General features: G+C 72.6%; 18 protein-coding genes and 1 tRNA gene. 8 read left to right on the top strand and 11 right to left on the bottom strand.

What is annotated here, in order from left to right; genetic code table 11:
- Positions 1–6: 6 nt before the first annotated feature.
- From AOQ37_RS16300 to AOQ37_RS16285, 4 genes are all read right to left on the bottom strand, one after another.
- A complete protein-coding gene (locus tag AOQ37_RS16300; RefSeq protein WP_062645253.1) occupies positions 7–594 on the bottom strand; it encodes a 50S ribosomal protein L25/general stress protein Ctc in 588 nt (195 codons plus the stop codon).
- 177 nt (positions 595–771) lie between these two features.
- Positions 772–1,746 (bottom strand): ribose-phosphate diphosphokinase, encoded by a 975-nt coding sequence (locus tag AOQ37_RS16295; protein ID WP_062645252.1) that lies wholly within the window; start codon positions 1,744–1,746, stop codon positions 772–774.
- 134 nt (positions 1,747–1,880) lie between these two features.
- On the bottom strand, positions 1,881–3,329 hold the full coding sequence (gene glmU / locus AOQ37_RS16290; protein ID WP_078890212.1) for a bifunctional UDP-N-acetylglucosamine diphosphorylase/glucosamine-1-phosphate N-acetyltransferase GlmU: 1,449 nt from the start codon (positions 3,327–3,329) through the stop codon (positions 1,881–1,883).
- A 112-nt stretch (positions 3,330–3,441) separates the two neighbouring features.
- Positions 3,442–3,516 (bottom strand) — tRNA-Gln (locus tag AOQ37_RS16285).
- A 330-nt stretch (positions 3,517–3,846) separates the two neighbouring features.
- On the opposite strand from AOQ37_RS16285, the gene AOQ37_RS16280 reads away from it, so the two are divergent.
- On the top strand, positions 3,847–5,133 hold the full coding sequence (locus AOQ37_RS16280; RefSeq protein ID WP_062645250.1) for a sensor histidine kinase: 1,287 nt from the start codon (positions 3,847–3,849) through the stop codon (positions 5,131–5,133).
- A gap of 24 nt (positions 5,134–5,157) precedes the next feature.
- On the opposite strand, the gene AOQ37_RS16275 is transcribed toward AOQ37_RS16280, so the two are convergent.
- A complete protein-coding gene (locus tag AOQ37_RS16275; RefSeq protein WP_062645249.1) occupies positions 5,158–5,652 on the bottom strand; it encodes an SUKH-3 domain-containing protein in 495 nt (164 codons plus the stop codon).
- Between the two features lie 146 nt (positions 5,653–5,798).
- Positions 5,799–6,398, bottom strand: coding sequence for a YwqJ-related putative deaminase (locus tag AOQ37_RS16270; RefSeq protein ID WP_062645248.1), 600 nt, complete (start codon positions 6,396–6,398; stop codon positions 5,799–5,801).
- A gap of 306 nt (positions 6,399–6,704) precedes the next feature.
- Here AOQ37_RS16270 and AOQ37_RS16265 point away from each other — a divergent pair, with 306 nt between their 5' ends.
- From AOQ37_RS16265 to AOQ37_RS16255, 3 genes are all read left to right on the top strand, one after another.
- Positions 6,705–7,703, top strand: a complete 999-nt coding sequence (locus AOQ37_RS16265; RefSeq protein WP_107085215.1) for an SMI1/KNR4 family protein — start codon at positions 6,705–6,707, stop codon at positions 7,701–7,703.
- Between the two features lie 8 nt (positions 7,704–7,711).
- A complete protein-coding gene (locus AOQ37_RS16260; protein WP_062645246.1) occupies positions 7,712–10,531 on the top strand; it encodes an SUKH-4 family immunity protein in 2,820 nt (939 codons plus the stop codon).
- Positions 10,532–10,775: 244 nt separating this feature from the next.
- A complete protein-coding gene (locus AOQ37_RS16255) occupies positions 10,776–11,660 on the top strand; it encodes a coiled-coil domain-containing protein (protein WP_062645245.1) in 885 nt (294 codons plus the stop codon).
- A gap of 189 nt (positions 11,661–11,849) precedes the next feature.
- Here the strand turns inward: AOQ37_RS16255 and AOQ37_RS16250 are convergent, their stop codons facing one another.
- Complete coding sequence (locus AOQ37_RS16250; protein WP_062645244.1) at positions 11,850–12,869, bottom strand: aldo/keto reductase; 1,020 nt, start codon at positions 12,867–12,869, stop codon at positions 11,850–11,852.
- Positions 12,870–13,084: 215 nt separating this feature from the next.
- Here AOQ37_RS16250 and AOQ37_RS16245 point away from each other — a divergent pair, with 215 nt between their 5' ends.
- Entirely contained in the window at positions 13,085–13,675 is a 591-nt protein-coding gene (locus AOQ37_RS16245) for a TetR/AcrR family transcriptional regulator (protein ID WP_062645243.1), read from the top strand.
- Positions 13,676–13,820: 145 nt separating this feature from the next.
- Here the strand turns inward: AOQ37_RS16245 and AOQ37_RS16240 are convergent, their stop codons facing one another.
- The 3 genes from AOQ37_RS16240 to AOQ37_RS16230 all read right to left on the bottom strand — a co-directional run bounded on the left by AOQ37_RS16240 (position 13,821) and on the right by AOQ37_RS16230 (position 17,812).
- Positions 13,821–15,431 carry a sodium/solute symporter gene (locus tag AOQ37_RS16240; protein ID WP_062645242.1) on the bottom strand — a complete coding sequence of 537 codons (1,611 nt, stop codon included), beginning with the start codon at positions 15,429–15,431 and terminating at the stop codon, positions 13,821–13,823.
- Positions 15,428–15,856: a DUF485 domain-containing protein gene (locus AOQ37_RS16235; RefSeq protein ID WP_062645241.1), complete on the bottom strand. Its 429-nt coding sequence runs from the start codon at positions 15,854–15,856 to the stop codon at positions 15,428–15,430. The genes AOQ37_RS16240 and AOQ37_RS16235 overlap by 4 nt, the downstream gene beginning before the upstream one ends.
- Positions 15,857–16,255: 399 nt before the next feature.
- Positions 16,256–17,812 (bottom strand): MFS transporter, encoded by a 1,557-nt coding sequence (locus tag AOQ37_RS16230; RefSeq protein WP_062645240.1) that lies wholly within the window; start codon positions 17,810–17,812, stop codon positions 16,256–16,258.
- A gap of 420 nt (positions 17,813–18,232) precedes the next feature.
- Between AOQ37_RS16230 and AOQ37_RS16225 the strand changes: the two genes are divergently transcribed.
- The 3 genes from AOQ37_RS16225 to mfd all read left to right on the top strand — a co-directional run bounded on the left by AOQ37_RS16225 (position 18,233) and on the right by mfd (position 25,579).
- Positions 18,233–19,021 (top strand): ABC transporter ATP-binding protein, encoded by a 789-nt coding sequence (locus tag AOQ37_RS16225; protein ID WP_062645239.1) that lies wholly within the window; start codon positions 18,233–18,235, stop codon positions 19,019–19,021.
- Positions 19,018–21,597 carry an ABC transporter permease gene (locus tag AOQ37_RS16220; RefSeq protein WP_062645238.1) on the top strand — a complete coding sequence of 860 codons (2,580 nt, stop codon included), beginning with the start codon at positions 19,018–19,020 and terminating at the stop codon, positions 21,595–21,597. Before AOQ37_RS16225 ends, AOQ37_RS16220 begins: the two co-directional genes overlap by 4 nt.
- Before the next feature lie 442 nt (positions 21,598–22,039).
- Complete coding sequence (gene mfd / locus AOQ37_RS16215; protein ID WP_062645237.1) at positions 22,040–25,579, top strand: transcription-repair coupling factor; 3,540 nt, start codon at positions 22,040–22,042, stop codon at positions 25,577–25,579.
- 466 nt (positions 25,580–26,045) lie between these two features.
- On the opposite strand, the gene AOQ37_RS16210 is transcribed toward mfd, so the two are convergent.
- A complete protein-coding gene (locus AOQ37_RS16210; RefSeq protein WP_078890240.1) occupies positions 26,046–26,609 on the bottom strand; it encodes a TetR/AcrR family transcriptional regulator in 564 nt (187 codons plus the stop codon).
- Between the last annotated feature and the right edge of the window lie 32 nt (positions 26,610–26,641).

Here is a 26,641-nt window from a genome sequence, read left to right as displayed (position 1 = left end):
GGGAAATCAGGCCTCGGTGGCCTCGGCCTCGGCGGACTCCGCCGGGGCCTCCTCCGCCTGGGCGGCCAGCACCTGGAGGACGACCGCGTCCTCGTCGGTGGCCAGCGTGGTGCCCTTGGGGAGCGGGATGTCCTTGGCGAGGATGGAGGCGCCGGCCTCCAGGCCCTCGATGGAGACGGTGACCGACTCGGGGATGTGCGTGGCCTCGGCCTCGACGTTCAGCGTGCTGAGCACATGCTCGAGCAGGTAGGCACCCGGGGCCAGGTCGCCCTCGGTGTGGACGAAGACCTCGACGTTGACCTTCTCGCCACGCTTGACGAGGAGCAGGTCGACGTGGTCCAGGAAGCCCTTGATCGCGTCACGCTGCACGGCCTTCGGGATCGCCAGCTGGGTCTTGCCGTCGATCTCCAGGCTGAGCAGGACGTTCGGCGTACGCAGGGCGAGCTGGAGCTCGTGGCCCGGCAGCGTGATGTGCACGGGGTCGGCACCGTGGCCGTAGACCACGGCGGGAACCTTGCTGTCACGGCGGATACGGCGGGCGGCGCCCTTGCCGAACTCGGTGCGGGTCTCGGCTGCGAGCTTGACCTCGGCCATGTTCACTCCTCGTAGAAAGGGGGAAAGGTGGTCACCCGGCCAAACCATCGGCCTGCTACGAAGAGCGCGTCGATAACGGACCGCCGTACACACACGTGTACGGCCTCCCTCGCCGAGCAACTGTGGCAGTTTACGCAGCGGGAAGGCCGTACAGGAAATCGATCTAGACGAGGACCGTCACTGCTCGTCGAAGAGGCTCGTCACCGAACCGTCCTCGAACACCTCGCGCACCGCGTTCGCGATCGTCGGCGCGATCGACAGCACGGTGATCTTGTCCACCTCGAGCTCACCCGGGGTGGGCAGGGTGTTGGTGAAGATGAACTCGCTGACCTTCGAGTTCTTGAGGCGGTCGGCCGCCGGACCCGACAGCACACCGTGCGTCGCCGTCACGATGACGTCCTCCGCGCCGTGCGCGAACAGGGCGTCCGCGGCGGCGCAGATCGTGCCACCGGTGTCGATCATGTCGTCGACCAGGACGCAGACCCGGCCCTTGACCTCGCCCACGACCTCGTGGACGGTGACCTGGTTCGCCACGTCCTTGTCGCGCCGCTTGTGCACGATCGCCAGCGGCGCGCCCAGCCGGTCGCACCAGCGGTCCGCGACCCGCACGCGGCCGGCGTCCGGGGACACGACCGTCAGCTTCTCGCGGTCCACCTTGCTGCCGACGTAGTCGGCGAGCAGCGGCAGCGCGAAGAGGTGGTCCACCGGGCCGTCGAAGAAGCCCTGGATCTGGTCCGTGTGGAGGTCCACGGTCAGGATCCGGTGCGCGCCCGCCGTCTTCATCATGTCCGCGATCAGACGGGCCGAGATCGGCTCCCGGCCGCGGTGCTTCTTGTCCTGCCGGGCGTAGCCGTAGAACGGCACGATGACGGTGATCGACCGTGCCGACGCGCGCTTCAGCGCGTCGATCATGATCAGCTGCTCCATGATCCACTTGTTGATCGGAGCCGTGTGGCTCTGGATCAGGAAGCAGTCCGCACCTCGCGCCGACTCCTGGTAGCGGACGTAGATCTCACCATTGGCGAAATCGAAGGCCTTCGTCGGGACGACCCCGACACCCAGCTGGTGGGCGACCTCCTCGGCAAGCTCGGGGTGGGCGCGGCCGGAGAAGAACATCATCTTCTTCTCGCCGGTCGTCTTGATCCCGGTCACAGCACTGTCTCCTCAGAGGTGTCTCAGCTGGGTGTCGAGAAACCTCGCCGCTGGGCGCGACGGGGCCGTCTCAGCTGGTGGGGTGCGGGTGTGCACTTATCACGGTACGCCGTGTCCGACGCGCCCGTTTCCGGTCAGCTTTCGCTCTGGGCCTGGCGGGAGGCCGTCTCGGCCGCCTTCGCCGCGGCGCTGCCCGGACGCTTGCGGGCCACCCAACCCTCGATATTCCGCTGCTGGCCACGGGCCACGGCCAGCGAGCCGGGCGGCACGTCCTTCGTGATCACGGACCCGGCGGCGGTGTACGCGCCGTCCCCGACCGTGACAGGAGCCACAAACATGTTGTCCGAACCCGTACGGCAATGCGACCCGACGGTGGTGTGGTGTTTGTCCTGTCCGTCGTAGTTCACGAACACGCTCGCCGCGCCGATGTTGGAGTACTCACCGATCGTCGCGTCACCGACGTAGGAGAGGTGGGGGATCTTCGTCCCCTCGCCGATGGAGGCGTTCTTGGTCTCGACGTAGGTGCCGATCTTGCCCTTCGCCCCGAGGCGGGTGCCGGGACGGAGGTAGGCGAACGGTCCCACGGACGCGCCCGGACCGATGCGGGCGCTGTCGGACACGGTGTTGTCGACCCGGGCGCCCGCGCCGACCTCGGTGTCCTTCAGCCGGCAGTTGGGGCCGACCTGGGCGCCCTCGCCGATGTGCGTGCTGCCGTGCAGCTGCGTACCGGGGTGGACGACGGCGTCCTGCTCGAAGGTGACGGTGACGTCGACCCAGGTGGTCGCCGGGTCGACCACGGTCACGCCGGACAGCATCGCGGCGGTCAGCAGCCGGTCGTTGAGGGTGCGGCGGGCCTCGCTCAGCTGGACCCGGTTGTTGATGCCGGCGATCTCGCGGTGGTCGGCGGCGACGGACGCGCCGACCCGGTGACCGGCCTCCCGGAGGATCCCGAGGACGTCGGTCAGGTACTCCTCGCCCTGGCTGTTGTCCGTGCGGACCTTCTTCAGCGCGTCGGCCAGCAGCGGCCCGTCGAACGCGAAGACCCCGGAGTTGATCTCACGGATCGCGCGCACCGCGTCGTCCGCGTCCTTGTGCTCTACGATCGCGGTGACGGCGCCGGAGGCGGCGTCGCGGACGATGCGCCCGTAGCCGGTCGCGTCCGGCACCTCGGCGGTGAGGACGGTGACCGCGTTGCCGTCCGCGTGGTGGGTGGCGGCGAGCGCCGCGAGGGTCGCGCCGGTGAGCAGCGGAGTGTCGCCGCAGACGACGACCACCGTGCCGTCGACGCCGCCGCCGAGCTGCTCGAGCCCCATCCGGACGGCGTGCCCGGTGCCGTTCTGCTCCTCCTGCACGGCGGTGCGGACGCCGGCGTCGACCTCGGCGAGATGTGCCGTGACCTTCTCCCGTGCGTGTCCGACCACGACGACCAGGTTCTCGGGGTCCAGCTCACGGGCCGCGGCCAGCACATGGCCCACGAGGGAGCGGCCGCTGATCTCGTGCAGGACCTTCGGTATGGCGGACTTCATACGGGTGCCCTCACCCGCTGCGAGAACGACGACGGCTGCCGGGCGAATGGCGCTCACGGAAGTTGCCCTTCGGCTGTGGAGTGGGGTGGGACATCCGAAGGATACCGGGGCGTTTCTTTGACGACATGAGAGCGGGCCCTGACAGTGCTGTCAGGGCCCGGATCTGGTATGGCTCCCCCGCCAGGACTCGAACCCGGACATATGGCACCAAAAGCCACAGTGCTGCCAATTACACCACAGGGGAACAGGGTTGACTTAACCGGACATTTGGTCCGGCTGTCGTGTGGCGCCTCCTACTATGCCGCACCACCGGCCCTCGACGCGACGGTGTAGGCCGGTGCTCCGGACCATGATCACCCGAGGGCGGGCGGGGCGGTCCTCGGCGGGGGTGGTGAGCGGCGGTCCGGCACGGCGGGACCCGCGCCGGAATGGCCGGTTCCGGGTTCGAACGGGCGTGCTTCGGCAGTTCGAGGGATACCGGTGGGTTTCGATGCTGTTCGGTTACGGGGAGTGGTGTGGACCGGTCGGGGAAAGTCGCCGGAAAAGCCGGGGGGTGCGCCCGTAGGCTGGAGGCATGACCACGACGGGGGAAGAGGACACCGCGGCCCGGGGAGGGCCGTGGTGGTGGACCAGATGGCGGAGTGCGGCGTTCGACTGGAGCCTGGGGCTCGCGTCCGCCGCGGAGTGCGCGGTGGAGGGGATCCCGTTCGCGCGGGACGCGGGGATCCCGTCGGCGGTGGGGGTGGTGTTCGGACTGCTCGCCGGGTCGGTCCTGGTGGTGCGGCGGAAGTGGCCCATCGCGGTGGTGCTGGTGTCGATCGCGATCACCCCGGCCCAGATGGGCTACCTGATGGGCATCGTGGGGCTGTACACGCTCGCCGCCTCCGAGCTGCCCCGGCGGATCATCGCCTCGCTCGCCGGGATGCAGCTGGTGGGGACGCTGATCGTGACGTTCGTGCGGGTGCGGCAGAGCATGGACCAGGGCCGGCTGACCATCGGCGACTGGTTCATCCCGTTCGCCGCCATCACCACCTCGCTGGGGCTCACCGCCCCGCCGCTGCTGCTCGGGCTGTACGTCGGCGCCCGGCGGCGGCTCATGGAGAGCCTGCGGGAGCGGGCCGACAGCCTCGAACGGGAGCTCCAACTGCTCGCCGAGCGCGCCGAGGAACGGGCGGAGTGGGCGCGCGGCGAGGAACGGACCCGGATCGCGCGGGAGATGCACGACGTGGTCGCGCACCGGGTGAGCCTGATGGTCGTCCATGCCGCGGCGCTCCAGGCGGTGGCGCGCAAGGACCCCGAGAAGGCGGTGCGGAACGCGGCCCTGGTGGGTGACATGGGGCGCCAGGCGTTGACCGAGCTGCGGGAGATGCTCGGGGTGCTGCGCAGCGGTGGTCCGGCGGAGCGGACGGCGTCGGTGCCGGTGGTGGCGGTGGGGGTGACCGCCGCGGTGGTGGTGGAGGAGGGCGAGGGGCCGTGTCTGTCGGAGCTCGACGAGTTGGTGGGGCAGTCGGCGGCCGCGGGGATGGTCGTGGAACTGCTGGTGGAGGGGGAGGTGCGGGCGTACGCGGCGGAGGTGGAGCAGACGGCGTACCGGGTGGTGCAGGAGGCGCTGACGAACGTCCACAAGCACGCGGCGGGCGCCAAGACGCATGTGCGCCTGGCGCATCGCGAGGGGGAGATCGCGATGCAGGTGGAGAACGGTCCGCCGCCGGAGGTGTCGGCGTTGTCGGCGGGGTTCCCGTCGGGGGGCAACGGGCTGGTGGGGATGAAGGAGCGGGTGATGGCGCTGGGCGGGGTGTTCGTCTCGGGGCCGACGGAGGCGGGGGGTTTCCGGGTGTCGGCGGTGATTCCGGCCGCGTAGCCGCGCGGCGCGCGGGCCGGCCGGTCAGCCGGCGGTGAGGCGGACGGGTTCGATGCCGGCGGTGAGGGCGCCGAGGGCCTGGTCGATGTCGGGGCCGAGGTACCAGTCGCCGGTGTGGTCGAGGGCGTAGACGCGGCCTTCGGCGTCGATGGCGAGGATGCCCTGGGTGTCGGTCTCGGTGCCGAGGGGCGCGACGTCGGTGTCCAGGGCCCGCCCGAGGTCGGCGAGGGTGCGGGCGAGGTGGAGGCCGTGCAGCGGGTCGAAGTGGACGGTGGTGGGCGCCACCTGCCGGCCGGGGCCGACGGGGGTGACGGTCAGGCCGCCGAATTCGGCCCAGGCCTCGACGGCGGCGGGGAAGACGGCGTGCCGGTGGCCGGCGGGCGAGGTGTGTTCGCGCAGGGTGTCGGCCCAGATCTCGGCCTGCTTGATGTCCCAGCGTCCGGGTTGCCAGCCGGCGGCGCGCAGCGCGGCGTCGACGGGGACGGGGAAGCGTGTGGTGGAGGTGCGGTCGGGGTGCATCGGCCCTTCGTTCGTCGAGCTGGTGGTGCGTGGCCCGGTGGGGCCGTGGTGTCGTCCCGTGCGGGAGGCGGCGGGTCGGGTGCGGCGGGTCGGGGTGCTGTCGTCGGCGTGCGGTCGTCGGGTGCGTGCGGCCGTCGGGGTGCGGCTCAGTCTCCGGTGGCCGACGGGTCGACGATGCGTACTCCGAAGTGGGCGCTGAGCGCGGTGCAGGCGCGGCAGGGGGCGGCGAAGCTGCCGTGCAGCGGGTCGCCGTCCTCGCGGATGCGGCGGGTGGTGAGCTTGGCCTGTCTGAGTGTCTTGCGGGCTTCGCCGTTGGTCATGGGGCGGCGGGCGGCGCGTCTGCTGCGGGCGGCGTCGGCGGCGCTGATGTGCCGTGAGATGAGCAGCGCCTCGGCGCAGCGGCCGGTGAAGCGGTCGCGCTGGGTGCTGGTGAGGGTGTCGAGGAAGTCCTGGACCAGGGGGTGCAGGGGCGGCGGCTGGTCGGCGCGGGCGGCCGTGCTGGTGAGGGTGGCGCCGCGGACGGAGAGGGCGGCGGCGACGGTGGGGAGTATGCCGTCCCGGCGGTGGCGGAGCACGGGCGCGTGCGGGGTCTCGGTGGCCGACCAGCCGATGCGGGGGTCGCCGGACGGGCCGGTGCGCGGGTCGCCGTTCGGGCCGGCGCCGTGGCCGGTGGTGTGGGCGGCCGTGTGGGCGGAGTACAGGTCGTCCGACCTGCCGGTGTGTGACCCCGTCTGCGTCGCGTTCATGATCGTTTTCCCCTCCCGTGCATCCCCCGGAGGTCACAGAGTGCCAAATGGCGTGGCGGGTGCGGAAGCTGGGGCGGTTCGACACGCCCGGGTTTGGGCTGGCTGTCACGGCGGGGTGACGGCTGGTCACGGAAGCGGAGGGCCGGTGACCGCTGTCGTCGTACCGCATAGGCTGTCGGCACCGTCGGCGCGCGGTTGACGCGCGTTGGAGATTGTTGGAGACAGTCGATACGGGGCGTGGTGGGTGGATCCGGAAGCGGAACCGGCCGCTGCGGGCCGTACAGAGTGCCGCAGGGGGCAACCGCCATGACGACAGGTCGGCTCGGGCAGCAAGCCGCGCCGCCGAACGCGGCCTACGCCGGGCAGGTCGTGCATTTCCCGGACCCGGTCCGGGCGGCACGGCACCCGAGGGGCGTGCGGATGGACGAGCGGGGCTACCCCGACTTCTCGCCCTATGCGCGGGCGGCCGCGGAGATCGCGGAACCGCCGGAGGGCTTCGGCGTGGACGAACTGCGGCTGACGGACTACGTGTCGGCGAACGCGGTGCTGGCGGCGTCCGGCCACGAGCTGTGGGACACGGTCCCCAGCGTGGCGACGCCGCACGGCTGGACCTGGCACCACGTCGTGGGTTCACGGCGGCTCGAGCTGGTCCCGGTCGAGGTGAAGGCGCTCCTGCGGCATCACGGCGGGGTGTCGTCGGCGGTGGTGGACCACGCGAAACGGGGCACGCGGCCGCTTCAGGAGACGCGTCCGGCGCACTTCGGGCTGCCGAAGTCGGGCGTCGCCGTGACGGAGCAGCAGGTGCAGGGCGTCGAGGAGGACCTCGGGTACCGGCTGCCGGGCGCCTACCGGTCGTTCGTGAAGGCCGCCGGTGGTTGTGCCCCGGTGGGCGCGGCCCTGGACGCGGAGCTGGGCCTGCTGGTGGACCAGCCGTTCTTCACGGTGCGCGACGAGGCGGCGGTCAACGACCTCGTGTACGTCAACAAGTGCCTGCGTGACCATCTGACGAAGGACTATCTGGGCGTCGCTTTCGTGCAGGGCGGACTGCTCGCCGTGAAGGTGCGGGGCGAGCGGGCGGGATCGGTCTGGTTCTGCTCGTACGACGACGTCCGTGACGTGGATCCGGCGTGGTCGCCGGCCGAGCGCATGGAGCGGCTGTTGCTGCCCTGCGGTGAGGACTTCGACGTCTTCCTGTCGAGACTGGCCGGCGATCCGCCGGAGTTGGAGACGGTCGCCAATCTGATGGTGGACGGCGGGTTCGCGCGCGCGGTGCCCGTGGCGGCCGCGTCTTCGGTGGGGGAGTGAGCTGGACGATGGTCACGTTCGCGCAGGCGCAGGAGCGCGCCGAAGAGTGGATCAACGGGGATGTGCCCGCGTACCAGCACCGTGAGGTGCGGGTGCGGGAGTTCGAGCTCGGGTTCGTGGTGTGGGCCGAGGACCGCGCGGAGGGGCCGCGTTCGGACGGCGGCGCGCAGCGGCTGGTGATCGCCCGGGACAGCGGGGAGGCCACGCTGTGGCCCGCCGTACCGGTGGGCGAGGTGATCCGCCGGTACGAGGAGGAGTACGGCCGCACGGACGCCCCCGCCGACGCGGTGCCGGCGCCCCCGGCGCGGGTGGACCTGAATCAGACGTCGTTCCTGCTGTCGCCGCCGGAGTGGCTCCAGGAGGCGGCGGACAAGCTGGGCATCGCGGATCGGCGGGAGGCCGGGTCCGGGACGGGGGCCGGGGCCGGGTCTGGTTCCGGGGCAGGCGCCGGGGCCGGTACGGGTACCGGGAACGGTGTGGCTGCTTCGGCTTCCGGGCCGGGGTCCGCCTCCTCGCAGGCCGGTGCGGGTACGGGTGCCGGTGCGGCGCCCGGTGCGCTCGGGGGCGGCGATCCCTCGCTTCCCCGGACCCAGGGCGGGGTGCCCGGGGGCGGGCTGCCCGAGACCCAGGCGGGGGTGCCCGCCGGGGCGGGTCCCGGTGGGCCGTCGGCGCCCGCGGCTCCCGTCGGCGCGACGCCGTGGGCGGGGACGGACACCAACGCCGACGCCGGGGACGACCGTTCCGTACCGCTTCCCGCGACCGTGTTCGCGCCGCCGCTCAGCGGGTCCGACGACGAGGCGGTGCCGCCGGTGTCCGCGCCGGACGCCAAGACGGCGCTGATCTCGGGCGGCAGCCAGCTTCCGCGGACGGCGGTCGCGCCCGCGCTCGACGCTCCGGGAGCGGGTGGCGCGACGCCGGCCGGGAACGCACCGGCCGCGCCGAACACACCGGCTTCTCCGACGCCCGCGACCCCGCCGCCCGGTCCGGCGGGTCCGTCCTCGCTGGGTGGGCCGGGTACGCCGCCTCCGGCCGGTCCGGGTACGCCCGCGCGGCCGCTCGCGCCGAACGCCGGTGACATCGCGGACGCCGCGACCAGCAAGGCGGCGCCGCCGCCGCGCCGTCAGCGCGGGGGAGGGGCGCAGCCGCCGCCTCCGCCGAGCGCGCCGGGCGCGCCGGGCGCGCGCCCGGGGAACACGCCTCCGCCTTCCGGCCCGGGTGCGCCCGGTGCGCCGGCGGGTGGCTATGTGCCCACGCAGCTCGTGTCGTCCCTGGGCCCGGACGGGTCCACGGGGCCGGCCGGTCCGGGCCCGGGAGCGGGGGGTGCGCCACAGCCTCCCGGCGCGCCGGGCGCGCCGGGTGGGCCGGGTGGGCCGAACCCGCCCGGGGGTACGCCTCCCGGTGGCGTCCACCATGCCGCGACGATGCTTGCCGACCCCGGTCGGATGGGACCGGGCGCGCCGCAGCCGCCCGGTGCTCCTGGTGCTCCGGGTGCGCCCGGCGCCCCCGGTGCGCAGCCCGCTCCGGGCGCCCCCGGTGCGCCTCAGGCACCGGGTGTTCCCGGCTTCCCGGGCGCCCCGGGGCCGCAGGGCGTGCCCGGCGTGCAGGGCACCGGCGGGGGCGCGCCGGGTGCCGTTCACCATGCCCGGACGATGCTGGCCGGCCCCCAGGCGGGCGGCCCCGGCGCGCCTCCGCCGCCGCAGGCTCCCGCCGGCCCCGGGTTCCCGGGCGCTCCCGCGGCGCCCGGTTTCCCGGGTGCGCCCGGCATGGCTCCGGGCGCTCCGCAGCCCCCGATGCCGCCGGGCGGGCCGGTGCCGGGACAGCCGCCCGCGTACGGGTATCCGCAGCAGCAGGGCCTGCCGACGGTCGGCCCTGGCTATCAGGCCGTGCTGCGCTTCCGTGCGCAGGACGGTTCGGAACAGCAGCTGATCCGGCGTTCGGCGCCGGGGACCCCGCACCCCGAGTGGCAGATCTTCCACGAGCTGCGGGCGATGAACGTGCCGCCGGACCAGGTGCTGGAACTGCACACGGAGCTGGAGTCGTGCGAGCTGCCGGGCGCCTACTGCGCGCGGATGATGCGGGAGCAGTGGCCGCAGGCGCGGATCACGAGCATCGCGCCGTACGGGACGGATCACGCGAGCCGCCAGCAGGGCATGCAGCAGTTGCTGGCGCACCAGGGCGAGTTGCACCAGGTGGCGGACGGACCGGCGCGCCCGGCGCCCGTTCGCGCGCCGTTGCCGCCGGTACAGCCCGCGCCGCCGTTGCCGCCCGAGGCCATCGGGCAGGAACTGGCGGCGGTGTTCGGGCCGGCGGTGTTCCGCTTCGAGCAGGCCGCGGTGTCCCGGCAGGGTGTGCCGCCGGTCGTGGCGCACACCCTGGTGGTGGCGGGTCTGCCGGCGGACATGGGGCCGTTCTTCTGGGCGCAGGCCCAGCCGGGCCGGCCCGTGCCGACGCTGGCGGAGCTGGCGGCCGAACGGGGCGTGCAGCCGGCGTCGGACGCGGGCTCGTACCTCGTCATGGGCAGTGACTTCGGCAAGGCGATCTGTGTGCAGTACGGCACGGCCAACATCGTCGCCGTGCCGGTGGAGGCGGGGCCGGGCGGTGCGCCCGTACCGCCGCAGTTCGTGAACACCGGGCTGCCGGAGTTCGCGCGCTGTCTGGCGCTGCTCGGGCGGATGTGGCGGCTGCGGTTCGGTCTGAACCAGGAGCAGGCGGGACGCTGGACCGTCGACTTCCAGGCCCAGCTGGCCTCGCTCGACCCGGCGGCGCTCGGTTCGCCCGAGAGCTGGTGGTCGGTGCTGCTGGAACAGATGTGGGACGGACTGCTGTGACGGGCGGTCGCCGCGCCTGCTGAGTACGGGTGAGCACGCGCGGACCCGCGGACGGCGGACCCGCGGATACGTGAAGGGGCCGGGCCCGATCGGATGATCGGGCCCGGCCCCTTCACGTTGGGGTCTGTTCGGGGTTGGCCGTGACCTGCGCGCGGAGTGTCGCGTTATGAACACTTGCGCCCGATCCATCAAGATATGCGCGAAATCATCATGTCGTGTCCGTCGGGTGGCGAGGGGTTCCAGGATGAGCAGCGCATCGATGTCACCTCCGGGGTTCGTGACCGTCCGTGGCCGCGGCTACCGGCCGGAACAGGTCGAGGCCTACACCGCCGCCCTCTGCGCCGACCGGGACGCCGCGTGGGAACGGGCCGCCCGGCTCACGGTGCTCGCCAGGGAGATGGAGGCGGAGGCCGAGGAGCTGCGCGAGGTGGTGGCCCATCTCGTACCGCAGACGTACGACTCCCTCGGCGAGCGCGCTCGGCGCATCCTCCAGCTCGGGACGGAGGAGGCGGCGGCGGTCCGCGACGCGGCGCGCGGTGAGGCGCGGGAGCATCTCGCGTACGTCGAGGCGTGCGCCCTCGATGTGCGCCGCGCGGCGCAGGAGGAGGCGGACGCGCTCCGCGCGGAGGCCGAGGAACGCGCCCGCCAGCGGTTGCTCGCGGCCCGCGCCGAGGCCGACGAACTCCGCGTCGGCACCCGGCGCGAGGTCAAGGAGGCGCGGGGCGAGGCACTGGCCGCCCTGCGTGAGGTGCGGCAGCGCACCGCCGGCATGCTCGCCGAGCAGGAGAAGGAGCACGCCCAGCGATGGGCCGAGGCGGAGCGCGAGGCGGCCGAGCGGGCCGCCGCCCTCGACGCGCGGCACGCCCGGTCGGTGGCCCGCGCCGAGGCCGCGCTGTCCGAGGCCGAGCAGGCGTTCGTGGAGGCCGAGGAGTCGGCCCGCCTCCGTCAGGAGGAGGCACACGCGCGTGCCGCCGAGCTGCTCGCCGAGGCGCGTGCCCGGGAGGAGCGCGCCGTCCGCGAGACCGAGCGGGTGCTGCGGGAGCACGACGAGCGCCGGGACGACGTCCAGGCGCACATGGACCACGTACGCAACAGCCTGAGCGCACTCACCGGCCGCGCGGTCGACTAGTCCGCGCGCGGACTAGTCGACCGACACTCGCCTCGTCACGCCGCGCGGGGATCCGTCGGCACTCATCCCGTCACGCCGCGCGGGGATCCGCCCGCGTTCACCCCGTGACGCCGCCCGCACCCACCCCGCCCGTCCGCGCCCACCTGTCCGCGGTTGTCTCCTTCGTGAGGTGGAGTCGTCCCGGCCGGTTCAGCGGCGTCGCAGTGACGGGTCGAGCAGCGCGGGCGGGGTGTCGAACTTCTCGTGTGCGGCGAGGTCGGTGCCCGGTGCGACGACGGCGTCGATCGCGTCGAGCACGTCGGCGGAGAGCACGGTGTCCGCGGCGGCGAGCTGGGCGCGCAGATGGTCCGGCGTGCGGGGGCCGACGAGCGCGCTCGTCACGGCGGGATGCGCGGTCACGAAGCCGAGCGCGAGCTGGATCAGGGTCAGCCCGGCCTCGTCGGCGATCGCGGCCAGCCGCTCCACCGCGTCGAGCCGGGCCCGGTTGGCGGGCAGAGCGGTGTCGAAGCGCTCCGGCATGAAGGCCGAGCGGCTGGTGGTGACGGGCCGGCCCTCGCGGATCGCGCCCGTGAGCCAGCCCGAGGCGAGCGGGCTCCACGCCAGGACGCCGAGCCCGTACTCCTCGGTCACGGGCAGGACGTGGGTCTCGATGCCGCGCTGGAGGATCGAGTAACTGGGCTGTTCGGTGACGTAGCGGCTCAGGTGGTGCTCGCGGGCGGCCCACTGGGCCTGCACGATCCGGTGGGCCGGGAAGGTCGAGGAGCCGAAGTGGCGGATCTTCCCGGCGCGCTGGAGGTCGGTCAGCGCCGAGAGCGTCTCCTCGTCGCCGGTGCTCGGGTCCCAGCGGTGGATCTGGTAGAGGTCGACGTGGTCGACGCCGAGGCGGCGCAGGCTGTCGTCCAGTGCGGTGACGAGCCAGCGGCGTGAGCTGCCCCGCCGGTTGCGCTCGTCGCCCATGGGCATGCCGGCCTTCGTGGCCAGCACGATGTCGTCGCGCCGGCCGGCGATGGCCTTGCCGACCATCTCCTCCGACTCGCCGCCGCTGTACATGTCGGCGGTGTCGATGAGGTTGATCCCGGCCTCGAGAGCGGCGTCGACGAGGGCGGTGGCCTCGTCCTGGGTGGTGCGCCCGATCCGGCCGAAGTTCATGGCGCCGAGTGCGAGCGAGCTGACCTGCACACCGGTGCGGCCCAAGGTGCGGTACTGCATGACCGTGTCTCCTCCTCGAGGATGAAGCGTGGGGCGGTACGCGTGCGTGCTTGGTCACGGGCCCGCCGCTCTGACATGATGAGCAAACGGAACCGTGTCCCGTTTGAACATACGGAACACTGTCCCGTTTAGCAATGCGGTCATGGCCGAGGACAGTGGTCGGCGGACGGCCGGCAGCGGTCGGCAGTCGGTCGGGTGAAGGAGAGGGTGGCGCGGTGGACGACGGCGACCGGGGGGCGGGGCACACGGCGCGGCCCCAGCGGGCGGACGCCCGGCGCAACAAGGAGACCCTGCTCGACGCGGCCGCCGCGATCTTCGTCACGGCGGGCGTGGAAGCGCCGGTGCGCGACATCGCGGCCAGGGCCGGCGTCGGGACGGCCACGATCTACCGCCACTTCCCGACGCGGTCGGACCTCGTCATCGCCGTCTACCGGCACCAGGTCGACGCCTGTGCCGAGGCCGGTCCCGCCCTGCTGGCGGCGGGCCCCACGCCGTACGCCGCGCTGGGGCGGTGGATCGACCTGTTCGTCGACTTCCTGGTCACCAAGCACGGACTCGCCGCCGTGCTCCGGTCCGACAACGCGGGCTTCGAGACGCTGCACGCGTACTTCCTCGGCCGTCTCGTGCCCGTGTGCGGCGACCTGCTCGACGCCGCGGTCGCCTCCGGAGAGATCCGGCCGGGCTTCCATGCCTACGAGGTCATGCGGGGTGTCGGCAACCTGTGCGTCGGCGCGGACGACGATCCCCGCTACGACCCGCGCCGTCTGGTCGAGCTCCTCGTCGCGGGACTGCGCCGACCGCACTGACCCCATCGTCGGCCGCCCGGACCACACCCGACGCACGGACCACCGTCGGGCCCCGGCCGCACCCGCGCCGTCGTCCGGCCACCCGCGAAGACGGCGACCCGCGCAGAGGGCGACCCGTGGGGGCGGTGGCCCTGACCGCCCGCGCTCATCCCTCCCTGCGCACCGCGCCCGCCAGGATCCAGCCCTCCACCGCCTCGTACTGACGGCGCTGCTCCTCCGCCTTCCGGCGGCCCGAGACCACCGTGCCCAGCCAGCCGAAGGCGAAGCCCAGGGGGACGGTGACGATGCCCGTGGTGGTGAAGGGGAACCAGTTGAAGTCGGCCTCGGGGAAGGCCGAGACGGGCGACCCCGAGACCAGGTTGGTGCCCGGCATGAGGAGCAGCACGGACAGGGTGCCGCCGATCAGGGTGGCGAGGAGGCCCGTCCGGGTGTAGCGGCGCCAGAACAGGCTCAGGACCAGCGCGGGGGCGAGCGCCGAGGCGCCCAGGCAGAAGGAGAGGGTCACCAGGGGCTGGAGGCTGCGGTGCTGGACCTGGGCCGCGAGCAGGATCGTCGGGACGCCGACGGCCAGCGCGGACAGCCGGGCCAGGAGCATCTCGCGGCGCGCCGACATGTGCGGGTCGCGTGCCGCGAAGACGTCGTGGGCGAGGGAGTTGGCGCAGGCGAGGATCATGCCGGCGACCGAGGCGAGCACGGTGAGGAAGATCGCCGTCGTGACCGTCGTGAACAGGAGCGTCTCGGCCGTGGACACCTCGCGGCCGAAGGCGGCCCGGGAGCCCAGCAGGTAGGCGGTGTTGCCCTGCGGGTCCGCCTGTGCGATCACCGCGCGGCCGACGATCGCCGTCGCGCCGAAGCCGACGACGGTCATGATCAGTACGAACAGCGCGACCCCGGAGACCGCCCAGGACATCGACCGGCGTACCTGACGGGCACTGGAGGCGGTGTACATGCGCATGGTGATGTGCGGCAGACAGGCGCCGCCCAGGACGACCGACAGCTGCGCGGTGATCATGTCGACACGGGGGAACGGTCCGTCGGCGAACTCCAGACCCGAGTGCAGGAAGGCGTCGCCGACCCCGCTGCCCTCGGCCGCCGCGTCGAAGAGGGTGCCCGGGTTCCAGTCGAAGCGGTACAGCACGAGCACGGCGATGACGGTGCCGGAGCCGAGCAGCATCACGATCTTCAGCATCTGGATGAGGGCGGTGCCCTTCATGCCGCCGATCGCCGCGTAGCTGATCATCAGCACGCCCATGCAGACGACACAGCCCGTCTTCACCGCGGCGCCGGAGAACCCCAGGATGAAGGCGAGGAGTTGGCCGGTGCCGGCGAGCTGTACGAGCATCATCGGCAGCAGCGCGGCGAGGGTGACCGCGCACGCCGTGATGCGCACCGCCCGCCCCGGCATCCGGCGGGTCAGCGCGTCGCCCATGGTGAACCGGCCCGCGTTGCGCAGCGGTTCGGCCAGCAGGAACATCATCAGCATCAGGGAGAGCGCCGTGCTGAGGGCGAGGACGACACCGTCGTAGCCGCACAGGGCGATCACCCCGCCGGTGCCCAGGACGGTGGCCGCCGAGATGTAGTCCCCCGCGATGGCCAGGCCGTTGCGCAGCGGGGAGAGCGAGCGGTAGCCGGTGTAGAACTCGGCGAGGTCGTCGCGGTCGGGTCCGGTCATCACGCACAGCAGCAGCGTGATCGTGGCGATCGCGGTGAACGCGACGAGGGACATCGTCTGCGCGTCGTCGCTGAACTCCGTCATCGTCCGGCCTCCTTGGTACGGGTTCCGCGCGCGTCCCGCTTCGCGTCGATCTCGGAGAGCTTGCGGATGCGCTCCGCGAGCGGGTCCACGTGGCGTCGGGCGGTCCGCTCGTACAGGGCGATCGCCACGAGGGTGACCGGGAGCTGGAGCAGGGCGAGCAGCAGTCCCGCCGGGAGCCCGGCGGCGACCTCGCCCGTCATCAGGGAGGGCGCGAACGCCGACAGGACCAGGAAGACCACGAAGTAGCCGAGCGCGGTGAGCGTGGCCACCCGCCGCTGGCGGCGGTAGGCGCCGCGCAGGACCCGCAGGTCGCTGTGGCGCCCCAGCGGGGCGTGGTCGGACGGCCGGCGCCGAGATGGCTCGGGCGGCTCGGGCGGCGGCTGCCAGGGGTAGGTAGGGCCGGGGTGTGACGGGTCGTGTGACATCCCGTGCTCCTTGCGTGGCTCGGGTCCGTGGCGGCGGACCGCAGGGAGTGGGGGGTGGTGCGAGGGACGCACGTTACTCGGGAGTACGGCGACTGCGAAGAGTTTTCACCAAACTGGGTGGTCGGTACGCGCTTACTGCACGAAATGCCGTCTGACCTGGGGTGTTACCCGCGTTAACCCCACCTCTGTGTGACTGCTGTGTGACTTCTGCGGGCTGTGTGGCGATCGTCTTCACAGGGGTGAGAAGGGTGCCACCCGGCGGTCGTCCGGGCCGGCGGGACCGTCCGTCGGCGGGGGCGGCGGGGGCGGCGGGGGCGGCGAGGTCGTCCGGGCCGGCGGGGTCGGCGGGTCGGCGGGTGTCGGCGGGTCGGCCGGTGGCTCGGTCGGTCGTCGGGCCGGTCAGTCCTTGAGGACGGGGAACCGCCGCGGGGCCACGCACAGCAGCACCAGGAAGGCGAGCGCCGCCGCGCAGGCCGCGCCGAGATAGACGGCGTGCACGGCGCTCGCGACCGCGTCCCGGACGGCCCCGGGCGCCGTGCCGGCGGCGAGGGCACGGGTCACGGAGTCCAGGTCCCCCGCACCGCCCAGCCGGGCCGCCAGGACCCCGTTGGCGACCGCGCCGAAGACCGACGCCCCGATCGTCTGCCCGGTCTGACGGCAGAACAGCACGGACGCGGTCGTGGTGCCGCGCTCCGACCAGCCCACCGTCGACTGCACACCGATCAGCAGCGGGAGCTGGAAGAGGCCCAGCGCGCCGCCGAGCAGCAGCATCAGCAGGGCCGGCTGCCAGGCCTCGCCGGGATACGGCAGGAACGGGAACGCGAGCAGGATCAGCGTCGCCGCGCCGATGCCCAGCAGTGCCGTGTCCCGGAAACCGATGCGCCGGTAGACGTGCTGGCTGAGGGCGGCCGAGAGCGGCCAGCTCAGGGTCCAGACGGACAGGACGAACCCGGCGGTCACCGGCTCCAGGCCCAGCACCGACTGGGCGTACGTCGGCAGGAACACCGTCGGTGCCACCATCAGCAGCCCCAGCGCGCCCAGCGCGAGGTTGACCGCCGCGATCGTACGGCGGCGCCACACCCAGCCCGGGATGATCGGTTCCGCCGCCCGGCGTTCGATGACGACGACGAGTCCGGCCAGCGCCAGCCCGGCGCCGAACAGGGCGAGTGAGGGACCCGACAGCCACGGCCAGGCCACCCCGCCCTGCACCAGCGCGGTCAGCAGCACCCCGCCGCACGCGAACACCGCCAGCGCGCCCGCCCAGTCGACACGCGCGCGTGCCCGCGCGACACGGGCCGTACGCGAGGCGCCACGCGCGCGTGCGGGTGGTGTGTCGTCGGGCGACGGCGACTGCCGCTGCGGCTCGTGCAGATGACGGACGATCAGCCACAACGCCACCGCCCCGATGGGCAGGTTGATGAGGAAGATCCAGCGCCAGTCCGCGTAGGCGGCCAGGACCCCGCCCAGGCCGGGCCCCGCGACCGCCGAGACCGCCCACACCGTGGACAGCTTCGACTGGATCTTCGGCCGCTCCTTCAGTGGGTACAGGTCGGCGGCGAGGGTCTGCACGGTGCCCTGCAACGCCCCGCCGCCCAGGCCCTGCACGATGCGGAACGCGATCAGCGCCCCCATGTTCCAGGCCAGCGCGCACAGCAGCGAGCCGAGCAGGAAGAGGGCCGCCCCGGCGACCAGCACCGGCTTGCGGCCGAAGGTGTCGGAGAGCTTGCCGTAGACGGGCAGGGTGACCGTCACGGCGAGCAGATAGCCGGAGAACAGCCAGGAGAAGACCGAGAACCCGCCCAGGTCGCCGACGATCTGCGGGACGGCCGTGGAGACCACGGTGGAGTCGAGCGCGGCCAGCGCCATGGAGAGCATGAGGGCCGCGACGACCGCCCGCCGTCCGTGCGGTGCGGCCGGCCGCGCGGCCTCGCGTGTCGCCGGTCGGATGTCCCCCACCTGATGCCCCCCGTGGTCCCGTGCCCCTTGCATCCAACTGCCGGATGTCAGCTTCCCACTTGACCCTCGCGTCGCGGGAGGGTGGAGCCTGACAGGGCCGAAGGGTGGAGACAACCCCGAGAGTCGTCCACCCCGAGGTGGACGGCCCCTAGGGGTACCTCCGTACCAGGGGTCGGGGAGGGTTCGTACCGCCGGAGGAGGAGACGGGGCCGGTCCCGTCCTTAACCTGGCTTTACGCCGCTGGGGGGCGGCAGGCACCACTTCCGGGGGGTGGGGTTAACCCCCCGGAAAGACGGGCCCGAGCACCAGCGCGAGGGACCCCCTCCCGCCGACAGACTCTTCCACGAAGCGCTTCGCACCGTCCCTTGGCCGTCCGAGGCGCCGCTCGACCGCCGCTGATACCGACATAGGAGATTCACCGTGACATCGGCTGTGACCATTCCCAGGCACGGGGGCACTGGAGGGCGTACGGCCGTTGCCGCGCGGGCGCGGCAGGTCGTCAAGGCGTACGGGTCCGGGGAGACCCGTGTCGTCGCCCTGGACCACGTCGACGTGGACATCGCCCGCGGTCAGTTCACCGCGATCATGGGCCCCTCGGGGTCCGGCAAGTCCACGCTGATGCACTGCCTCGCCGGTCTCGACACCGTCTCGTCCGGGCAGATCTACCTGGACGAGACCGAGATCACCGGACTCAAGGACAAGAAGCTCACCAAGCTGCGCCGGGACCGGATCGGGTTCATCTTCCAGGCGTTCAACCTGCTGCCCACGCTCAACGCGCTGGAGAACATCACGCTGCCGATGGACATCGCCGGCCGCAAGCCGGACAAGGCGTGGCTGAACCAGGTGGTCGAGACCGTCGGGCTCGCCGACCGCCTCAGGCACCGGCCCACCCAGCTCTCCGGCGGCCAGCAGCAGCGCGTCGCCGTGGCCCGCGCCCTCGCCGCCCGCCCGGAGATCATCTTCGGGGACGAGCCGACCGGAAACCTCGACTCGCGCGCGGGTGCCGAGGTCCTGGGCTTCCTGCGCCGCTCGGTGGACGAGCTGGGCCAGACCATCGTCATGGTCACGCACGACCCGGTGGCGGCCTCGTACGCGGACCGGGTGCTGTATCTCGCGGACGGCCGGATCGTCGACGAGATGTTCAAGCCGACCGCCGAGACCGTCCTGGACCGGATGAAGGACTTCGACGCGCGGGGGCGTACGTCATGACCGTCCTGAAGACCTCGATGCGCAACTTCTACGCGCACAAGGGGCGCATGGCCCTGTCGGCCGTGGCGGTCCTGCTGTCGGTCGCGTTCGTCTGCGGGACGCTCGTCTTCACCGACACGATGAACACCACCTTCGACAAGCTCTTCGCCAGCACCTCCTCCGATGTGACGGTGAGCGCCAAGGGCGCCTCGGACACCGGTGAGACGACGTCCGACAACGGCAAGCCGCCGGTGATGCCGGCCTCCGTGCTCGGCGCGGTCCGCGAGGCGGACGGGGTCAAGTCGGCGGAGGGGACAGTGTTCTCCACCTCCGCGACCGTCGTCGACGCCGACAAGGACAGCCTGTCGCCCACCAGCGGCGCGCCGACCATCGTCGGCAACTGGAACGGCAACGACGCCCGCACCATGGAGATCACCGAAGGCGCGGCGCCCAAGGGCTCCGACCAGGTGATGGTGGACGCGGACACCGCCGACAAGCACGACCTGAAGCTCGGCGACGAGATCGGTGTGATCACCGCGGTCGGCACGCACACCGCGAAGATCTCCGGTATCGCCGCCTTCCAGGTCACCAACCCCGGCGCGGCGATCTTCTACCTGGACACGAAGACCGCCCAGGCGGCCCTGGTCGGCGAGTCGAACGTCTACACGAACGTCAATGTGACGGCGGCGCCCGGTGTGAGCGACGCCCAGCTGAAGAAGAACGTGGCGGCCGAGATCGGCGCCGGCTACAAGGTGCAGACCGCAAAGGAGACCGCCGACGCCAACCGCGACAGCGTCGGAGGCTTCCTGGACGTGATGAAGTACGCGATGCTCGGCTTCGCCGGGATCGCGTTCCTCGTCGGCATCTTCCTGATCATCAACACCTTCTCCATGCTGGTCGCGCAGCGCACCCGTGAGATCGGCCTGATGCGGGCCATCGGCTCCAGCCGCAAGCAGGTCAACCGGTCCGTGCTCGCGGAGGCCCTGCTGCTGGGCGTGGTCGGCTCGCTCCTCGGGGTCGGCGCGGGCGTCGGCATCGCGGTCGGCCTGATGAAGCTCATGGGCATGACCGGCATGAACCTGTCCACGGACGATCTGACGGTCGCCTGGACGACCCCGGTGGTCGGCATGGTCCTCGGCATCGTCGTCACGGTGCTCGCCGCCTACCTCCCGGCCCGCCGGGCCGGCAAGGTCTCCCCGATGGCCGCGCTGCGCGACGCGGGCGCCCCCGCCGACGCCAGGGCGGGCGCCGTACGGGCCGTCATCGGCCTGGTCCTCACCGGCGCAGGCGGCTTCGGCCTCTACCTCGCCTCCACCGCCGACAAGGCCGCGGAGGGCTCGCTCTGGCTCGGCCTGGGCGTCGTGTTCAGCCTGATCGGCTTCGTGGTGATCGGCCCGCTGCTGGCGGGCGTGGTGGTCCGGGTGCTGGGCGCGATCGTGCTGCGGGCGTTCGGCCCGGTCGGACGGATGGCGGAGCGCAACGCGCTGCGCAACCCGCGCCGCACCGGCGCCACGGGCGCGGCCCTGATGATCGGCCTCGCGCTGGTCGCCTGTCTGTCGGTGGTCGGCTCCTCCATGGTCGCCTCCGCCACGGAGGAGCTCGACAAGAGCGTGGGCACGGACTTCATCATCCAGAGTGACGGCGGTCAGCTGATGACCCCGCAGGCGGTGCGGGCCATCAAGGCGACGCCGGGCCTGGAGCGGGTCACCGAGTACAAGTGGACCGAGGCCGACTTCACCACGCCCGACGGCAAGACGCTCGACAAGACGGCGATCACGGCGGCCGATCCGACCTACGCGACCGACCTGCGGGTCGAGACCGTCGCCGGCAAGCTCGCCGACGCCTACCGTCCCGACTCGATGTCCGTCCACGAGAAGTTCGCCGACGACCACAAGATCAAGCTCGGGTCCGTGATCTCGGTGGCCTTCAAGGACGGCTCCACGGCCCGGCTGACGGTCCGCGCGATCACCAGCAGCGACGCCGTCATCGACCAGGGCGCGATGTACACCTCCACCGCCACCCTCAAGAAGTACGTCCCGGCCGACAAGCTGCCGCTCGACCAGCTGGTCTTCGCCACGGCGAAGGACGGGCAGCAGGACGCCGCGTACACGTCCCTGAAGACGGCGCTGCACGACTACCCGCAGTACACCGTCCGCGACCAGACGGACTACAAGCAGGAGCTCAAGGACCAGATCGGGCAGCTGCTGAACCTGATCTACGGCCTGCTCGCCCTCGCGATCATCGTCGCGGTCCTGGGTGTGGTGAACACCCTCGCCCTGTCGGTGGTGGAGCGCACCCGGGAGATCGGCCTGATGCGGGCGATCGGCCTCTCGCGCCGCCAGCTGCGCCGCATGATCCGCATGGAGTCGGTCGTCATCGCCCTCTTCGGCGCCCTCCTGGGCCTCGGTCTGGGCATGGGCTGGGGCGCCACCGCCCAGCAGCTCCTCGCCCTCCAGGGGCTGAACGTCCTCGAGATCCCGTGGCCGACGATCATCGGCGTGTTCATCGGCTCCGCGTTCGTGGGCCTGTTCGCCGCACTGATCCCGGCGTTCCGCGCGGGCCGCATGAACGTCCTGAACGCGATCGCGACGGACTAGCACCACCGGGACCGGCCGGTCCCACCGAACCGGCCGGTCCCACTCGCACCAGGTCCACTCGCACCAGGTACACCCGCACCAGCCCCACCCGCACCAGCCCGGCACCGAGAAGAACGGGGGTCTTCTCGGTGCCGGGCTTCTTCACGTCCCGCGCCCCGCCCGGCCGGCGCCCGAGGACGCGGCCGTCCGGGCCCGTGGCGGGGGTCCTGGGCCGCGGCGCCCACGGTCGGATACGGCAGGGCGCCGGGGCGTGAGAAGCGGTGCACGGCTCCCACCGTCCCCCGTGGTTGTCCACAGCCCCCGGCGAACGACCCCACCCCGACGTACGCTGGACACCCCCGGCCCGTGACACGCGTCGGGCCCTTCGCGTTGCCCACCCCGGACCCCGGTACGCCCGCCAGCGGGCGCACCCCGGCCCCTCGGACGGAAAGCCCAGCCCTCCATGAGCCTGCACGGTCTGCTCGACGCCGTCGTCAAGGACACCGCCCTCGCGGAAGCGATCCCCGCGGCCACCGACGGCAACCGCATGCACGTCGACCTGGTCGGCCCCCCGGCGGCCCGCCCCTTCGCCATCGCCGCCCTCGCCCGCGAGACCGGCCGCACGGTCCTCGCGGTGACCGCCACCGGGCGCGAGGCCGAGGACCTGGCCGCCGCCCTGCGCTCGCTGCTCCCGCCGGACGGCGTGGTGGAGTACCCCTCCTGGGAGACGCTCCCGCACGAGCGCCTCAGCCCGCGCAGCGACACCGTGGGCCGCCGCCTCGCCGTCCTGCGCCGGCTGGCCCACCCACGCCCCGACGACCCGGAGACCGGCCCGGTCTCGGTCGTCGTGGCGCCGGTCCGCTCGGTGCTCCAGCCGCAGGTCAAGGGCCTCGGCGAGCTGGAACCGGTGGCGCTGCGCACCGGCCGGACCGCCGACCTGAACGAGATCGTCGAAGCCCTCGCCGCGGCCGCCTACGCGCGCGTGGAGCTCGTGGAGAAGCGCGGCGAGTTCGCCGTACGGGGCGGCATCCTGGACGTGTTCCCGCCTACCGAGGAACACCCCCTGCGCGTCGAGTTCTGGGGCGACGAGGTCGAGGAGATCCGCTACTTCAAGGTCGCCGACCAGCGCTCCCTGGAGGTCGCCGAACACGGCCTGTGGGCGCCGCCGTGCCGTGAACTGCTGTTGACGGACGACGTGCGCACGCGTGCGCGTGCCCTCGCCGAGGAGCACCCCGAGCTGGGCGAGCTGCTCGGCAGGATCGCCGAGGGCATCGCGGTCGAGGGCATGGAGTCGCTGGCCCCGGTGCTGGTCGACGACATGGAGCTGCTGATCGACGTTCTGCCCGAGGGCGCGATGGCCGTCGTCTGCGACCCGGAGCGGGTACGCACGCGTGCCGCCGACCTCGTGGCGACGTCCCAGGAGTTCCTCCAGGCGTCCTGGGCGGCCACCGCCGGCGGCGGCGAGGCACCCATCGACGTCGGCGCGGCCTCCCTGTGGTCCATCGCGGACGTCCGTGACCACGCGCGCGAGCTGGAGATGATGTGGTGGTCGGTGTCGCCGTTCGCGGCCGACGAGTCGTTCACCCATGCCGCCGACACACTGAAGCTCGGCATGCACGCCCCCGAGACATACCGGGGCGACACCGCGAAGGCACTGGCCGACACCAAGGGCTGGCTGGCCGACGGCTGGCGCGTCGCCTTCGTCACCGAGGCGCACGGCCCGGCGGCCCGCACCGTCGAGGTGCTCGGCGGCGAGGGGGTCGCGGCCCGCCTGGACGCCGACCTGGGCGAACTCGCCCCGTCCGTGGTGCACGTGTCCTGCGGCTCGATCGACTACGGCTTCGTCGACCCGGCGCTGCGTCTCGCCGTCCTCACGGAGACCGACCTGTCCGGCCAGAAGGCGGCCGGCAAGGACGGCGCCCGGATGCCCGCCCGCCGCAGGAAGACCATCGACCCGCTCACCCTGGAGGCGGGCGACTACATCGTGCACGAGCAGCACGGTGTGGGCCGCTACATCGAGATGGTGCAGCGCACGGTCCAGGGCGCCACGCGCGAGTACCTGGTCGTGGAGTACGCGCCCGCCAAGCGCGGCCAGCCCGGCGACCGTCTGTACATCCCGACCGACCAGCTGGAGCAGATCACCAAGTACGTCGGCGGCGAGGCCCCGACCCTGCACCGGCTCGGCGGCGCCGACTGGACGAAGACGAAGGCGCGCGCGAAGAAGGCCGTCAAGGAGATCGCCGCCGACCTGATCAAGCTGTACAGCGCGCGGATGGCGGCCCCCGGTCACGCCTTCGGCGCGGACACCCCCTGGCAGCGCGAACTGGAGGACGCCTTCCCCTACGCGGAGACGCCCGACCAGCTCACCACCATCGCCGAGGTCAAGGACGACATGGAGAAGACGGTCCCGATGGACCGCCTGATCTGCGGCGACGTCGGCTACGGCAAGACGGAGATCGCCGTCCGCGCCGCCTTCAAGGCCGTCCAGGACGGCAAGCAGGTCGCCGTCCTGGTGCCCACCACCCTTCTCGTGCAACAGCACTTCGGCACGTTCAGCGAGCGGTACGCGCAGTTCCCGGTGAAGGTCAGGGCGTTGTCCCGGTTCCAGACGGACACCGAGGCGAAGGCCACCCTGGAGGGCCTGCACGACGGCGCGGTGGACATCGTCATCGGCACCCACCGCCTGTTCTCGTCCGAGACGAAGTTCAAGGACCTCGGTCTGGTCATCGTCGACGAGGAGCAGCGCTTCGGCGTCGAGCACAAGGAGCAGCTGAAGAAGCTGCGCGCGAACGTGGACGTCCTGACGATGTCGGCGACCCCCATCCCCAGGACCCTGGAGATGGCGGTGACGGGCATCCGCGAGATGTCGACGATCACCACGCCCCCGGAGGAGCGCCACCCGGTGCTCACCTTCGTCGGGCCCTACGAGCAGAAGCAGATCGGCGCCGCCATCCGGCGTGAACTGCTGCGCGAGGGTCAGGTCTTCTACATCCACAACCGGGTCGAGTCGATCGACCGCGCGGCGGCGAAGCTGCGCGAGATCGTGCCCGAGGCGCGCATCGCCACCGCCCACGGCCAGATGTCGGAGACGGCGCTGGAGCAGGTTGTCGTCGACTTCTGGGAGAAGAAGTTCGACGTGCTCGTCTCGACGACGATCGTCGAGTCCGGCATCGACATCTCCAACGCGAACACGCTGATCGTGGAGCGCGGAGACACCTTCGGCCTGTCCCAGCTGCACCAGCTGCGCGGCCGGGTCGGACGCGGGCGCGAACGCGGCTACGCCTACTTCCTCTACCCCCCGGAGAAGCCCCTCACGGAGACCGCCCACGAGCGTCTCGCCACGATCGCCCAGCACACCGAGATGGGCGCGGGCATGTACGTGGCGATGAAGGACCTGGAGATCCGGGGCGCCGGAAACCTGCTCGGCGGCGAACAGTCAGGGCACATCGCGGGCGTCGGCTTCGACCTGTACGTCCGGATGGTCGGCGAGGCCGTCGCGGACTACCGGCGGCAGCTGGAGTCCGGCGGGATCGAGGAGGAGCCGCCGCTCGAGGTCAAGATCGAGCTGCCCGTCGACGCGCACGTCCCGCACGACTACGCGCCCGGCGAGCGGCTGCGCCTCCAGGCCTACCGGGCCATCGCCTCCGCCAACTCGGAGGACGACGTCAAGGCCGTCCGCGAGGAACTCGTCGACCGGTACGGCAAGTTGCCGGAACCGGTGGAGAACCTGCTGCTGGTGGCGGGGCTGCGGATGCTGGCCCGCGCGTGCGGCGTCGGCGAGATCGTGCTCCAGGGCACCAACATCCGCTTCGCGCCGGTGGAGTTGCGCGAGTCCCAGGAGCTGCGCCTCAAGCGGCTCTACCCCGGGACCGTCATCAAGCCGGCCGCGCACCAGATCCTGGTGCCCCGGCCGAAGACCGCGAAGGTCGGCGGCAAGCCGCTGGTCGGACGCGAACTGCTGGGCTGGGTGGGCGAACTGCTGGCGACGGTACTGGGGTCGTAGGGCGCGCGGAGGTCACAGGCCGCGAGGGGGTCACATGCCACGCGGGGTCGCAGGCCCGCTGCGTCCCCGTGGGGCCTGGTGGTCGTGTGCGCGGCGGTCGTGGGGGAAGGCGCACGGCGGCGGTGGGGCCTGGCGAGTGACGGTCGTGGGGCCTGGCGACCGCGGGCCCGGCGCGCGGCGGTTGTGAGGCGTGGCCGTCCTCGGGTCACCGGGCGGCTCCGTCCGCCGGTGGCCCGGGCCGGTGCCGCCGCGAGTCGGTCGCGGACCGCGACCCGGGCCCGCGATCCCGCCGCGAGAGGGTCACGGACCGCGACCCGGGCCGCGGTCCGCTCGTCCATGACCGCGAGGCGACGCGGCGCGGCCGTTCGCTGCCGCTCGGCGGTGACACCGTCACGACCCGGTCCTGGCACGGCAGAAGAGGCTTGCGTCGTCCACGGTGAGCCCCGCGTCGCCCGGCCCGCCGGGATCAGGTGGAGGGGAACAGCGTCATCGGCAGCGCGCGGAGCACCGCCTCGGGGTCCTCGTCGCCCAGGAGGGCGTCGAGGTTGTGGCCGAGCAGGAGGGTGGCGAAGCCGTGGGCGAGGGACCAGACGGCGATACGGGTCAGCCGGGCGTCCGGGCCGTCCCCGGCGGGCGCGCCGGTGGCGACGGCCTCGGTCAGGGCGGCGGCGGACAGGGCCCGGGCCGTGGTCAGCTCCAGGTCGTCGGCGCGCAGGAGCGGGGGCGAGAACATCACCTGGAAGTGCGCCGGGTGCTCGCGCGCGAAACGGACGTAGCGCACGCCCGCCTCCCGCAGGTCCGGCGCCCCCGTGAGCGCGGCGGCCAGCAGGCCGTGTCCCTCCGCGGCGATCGCCGTCAGCAGGCCGGTGCGGTCGCGGAAGTGGTGGGCCGGCGCCGCGTGCGAGACCCCGGCGCGGCGGGCCAGGTCGCGCAGGCTCAGCCCGGCGGGGCCGTCGGCGGCGATGACGTCGAGGGCGGCGGCCAGGATGGCGCGCCGCAGATCGCCGTGGTGGTAGGGGCGGTCGTTCATGGACAGCAGCGTACGCGGCATCTAGGCATTGA

This window comes from Streptomyces maremycinicus (assembly GCF_001184025.1).
Taxonomy (GTDB): Bacteria; Actinomycetota; Actinomycetes; order Streptomycetales; family Streptomycetaceae; genus Streptomyces; species Streptomyces maremycinicus.
This window is presented reverse-complemented; position numbering and strand designations above follow the sequence as displayed.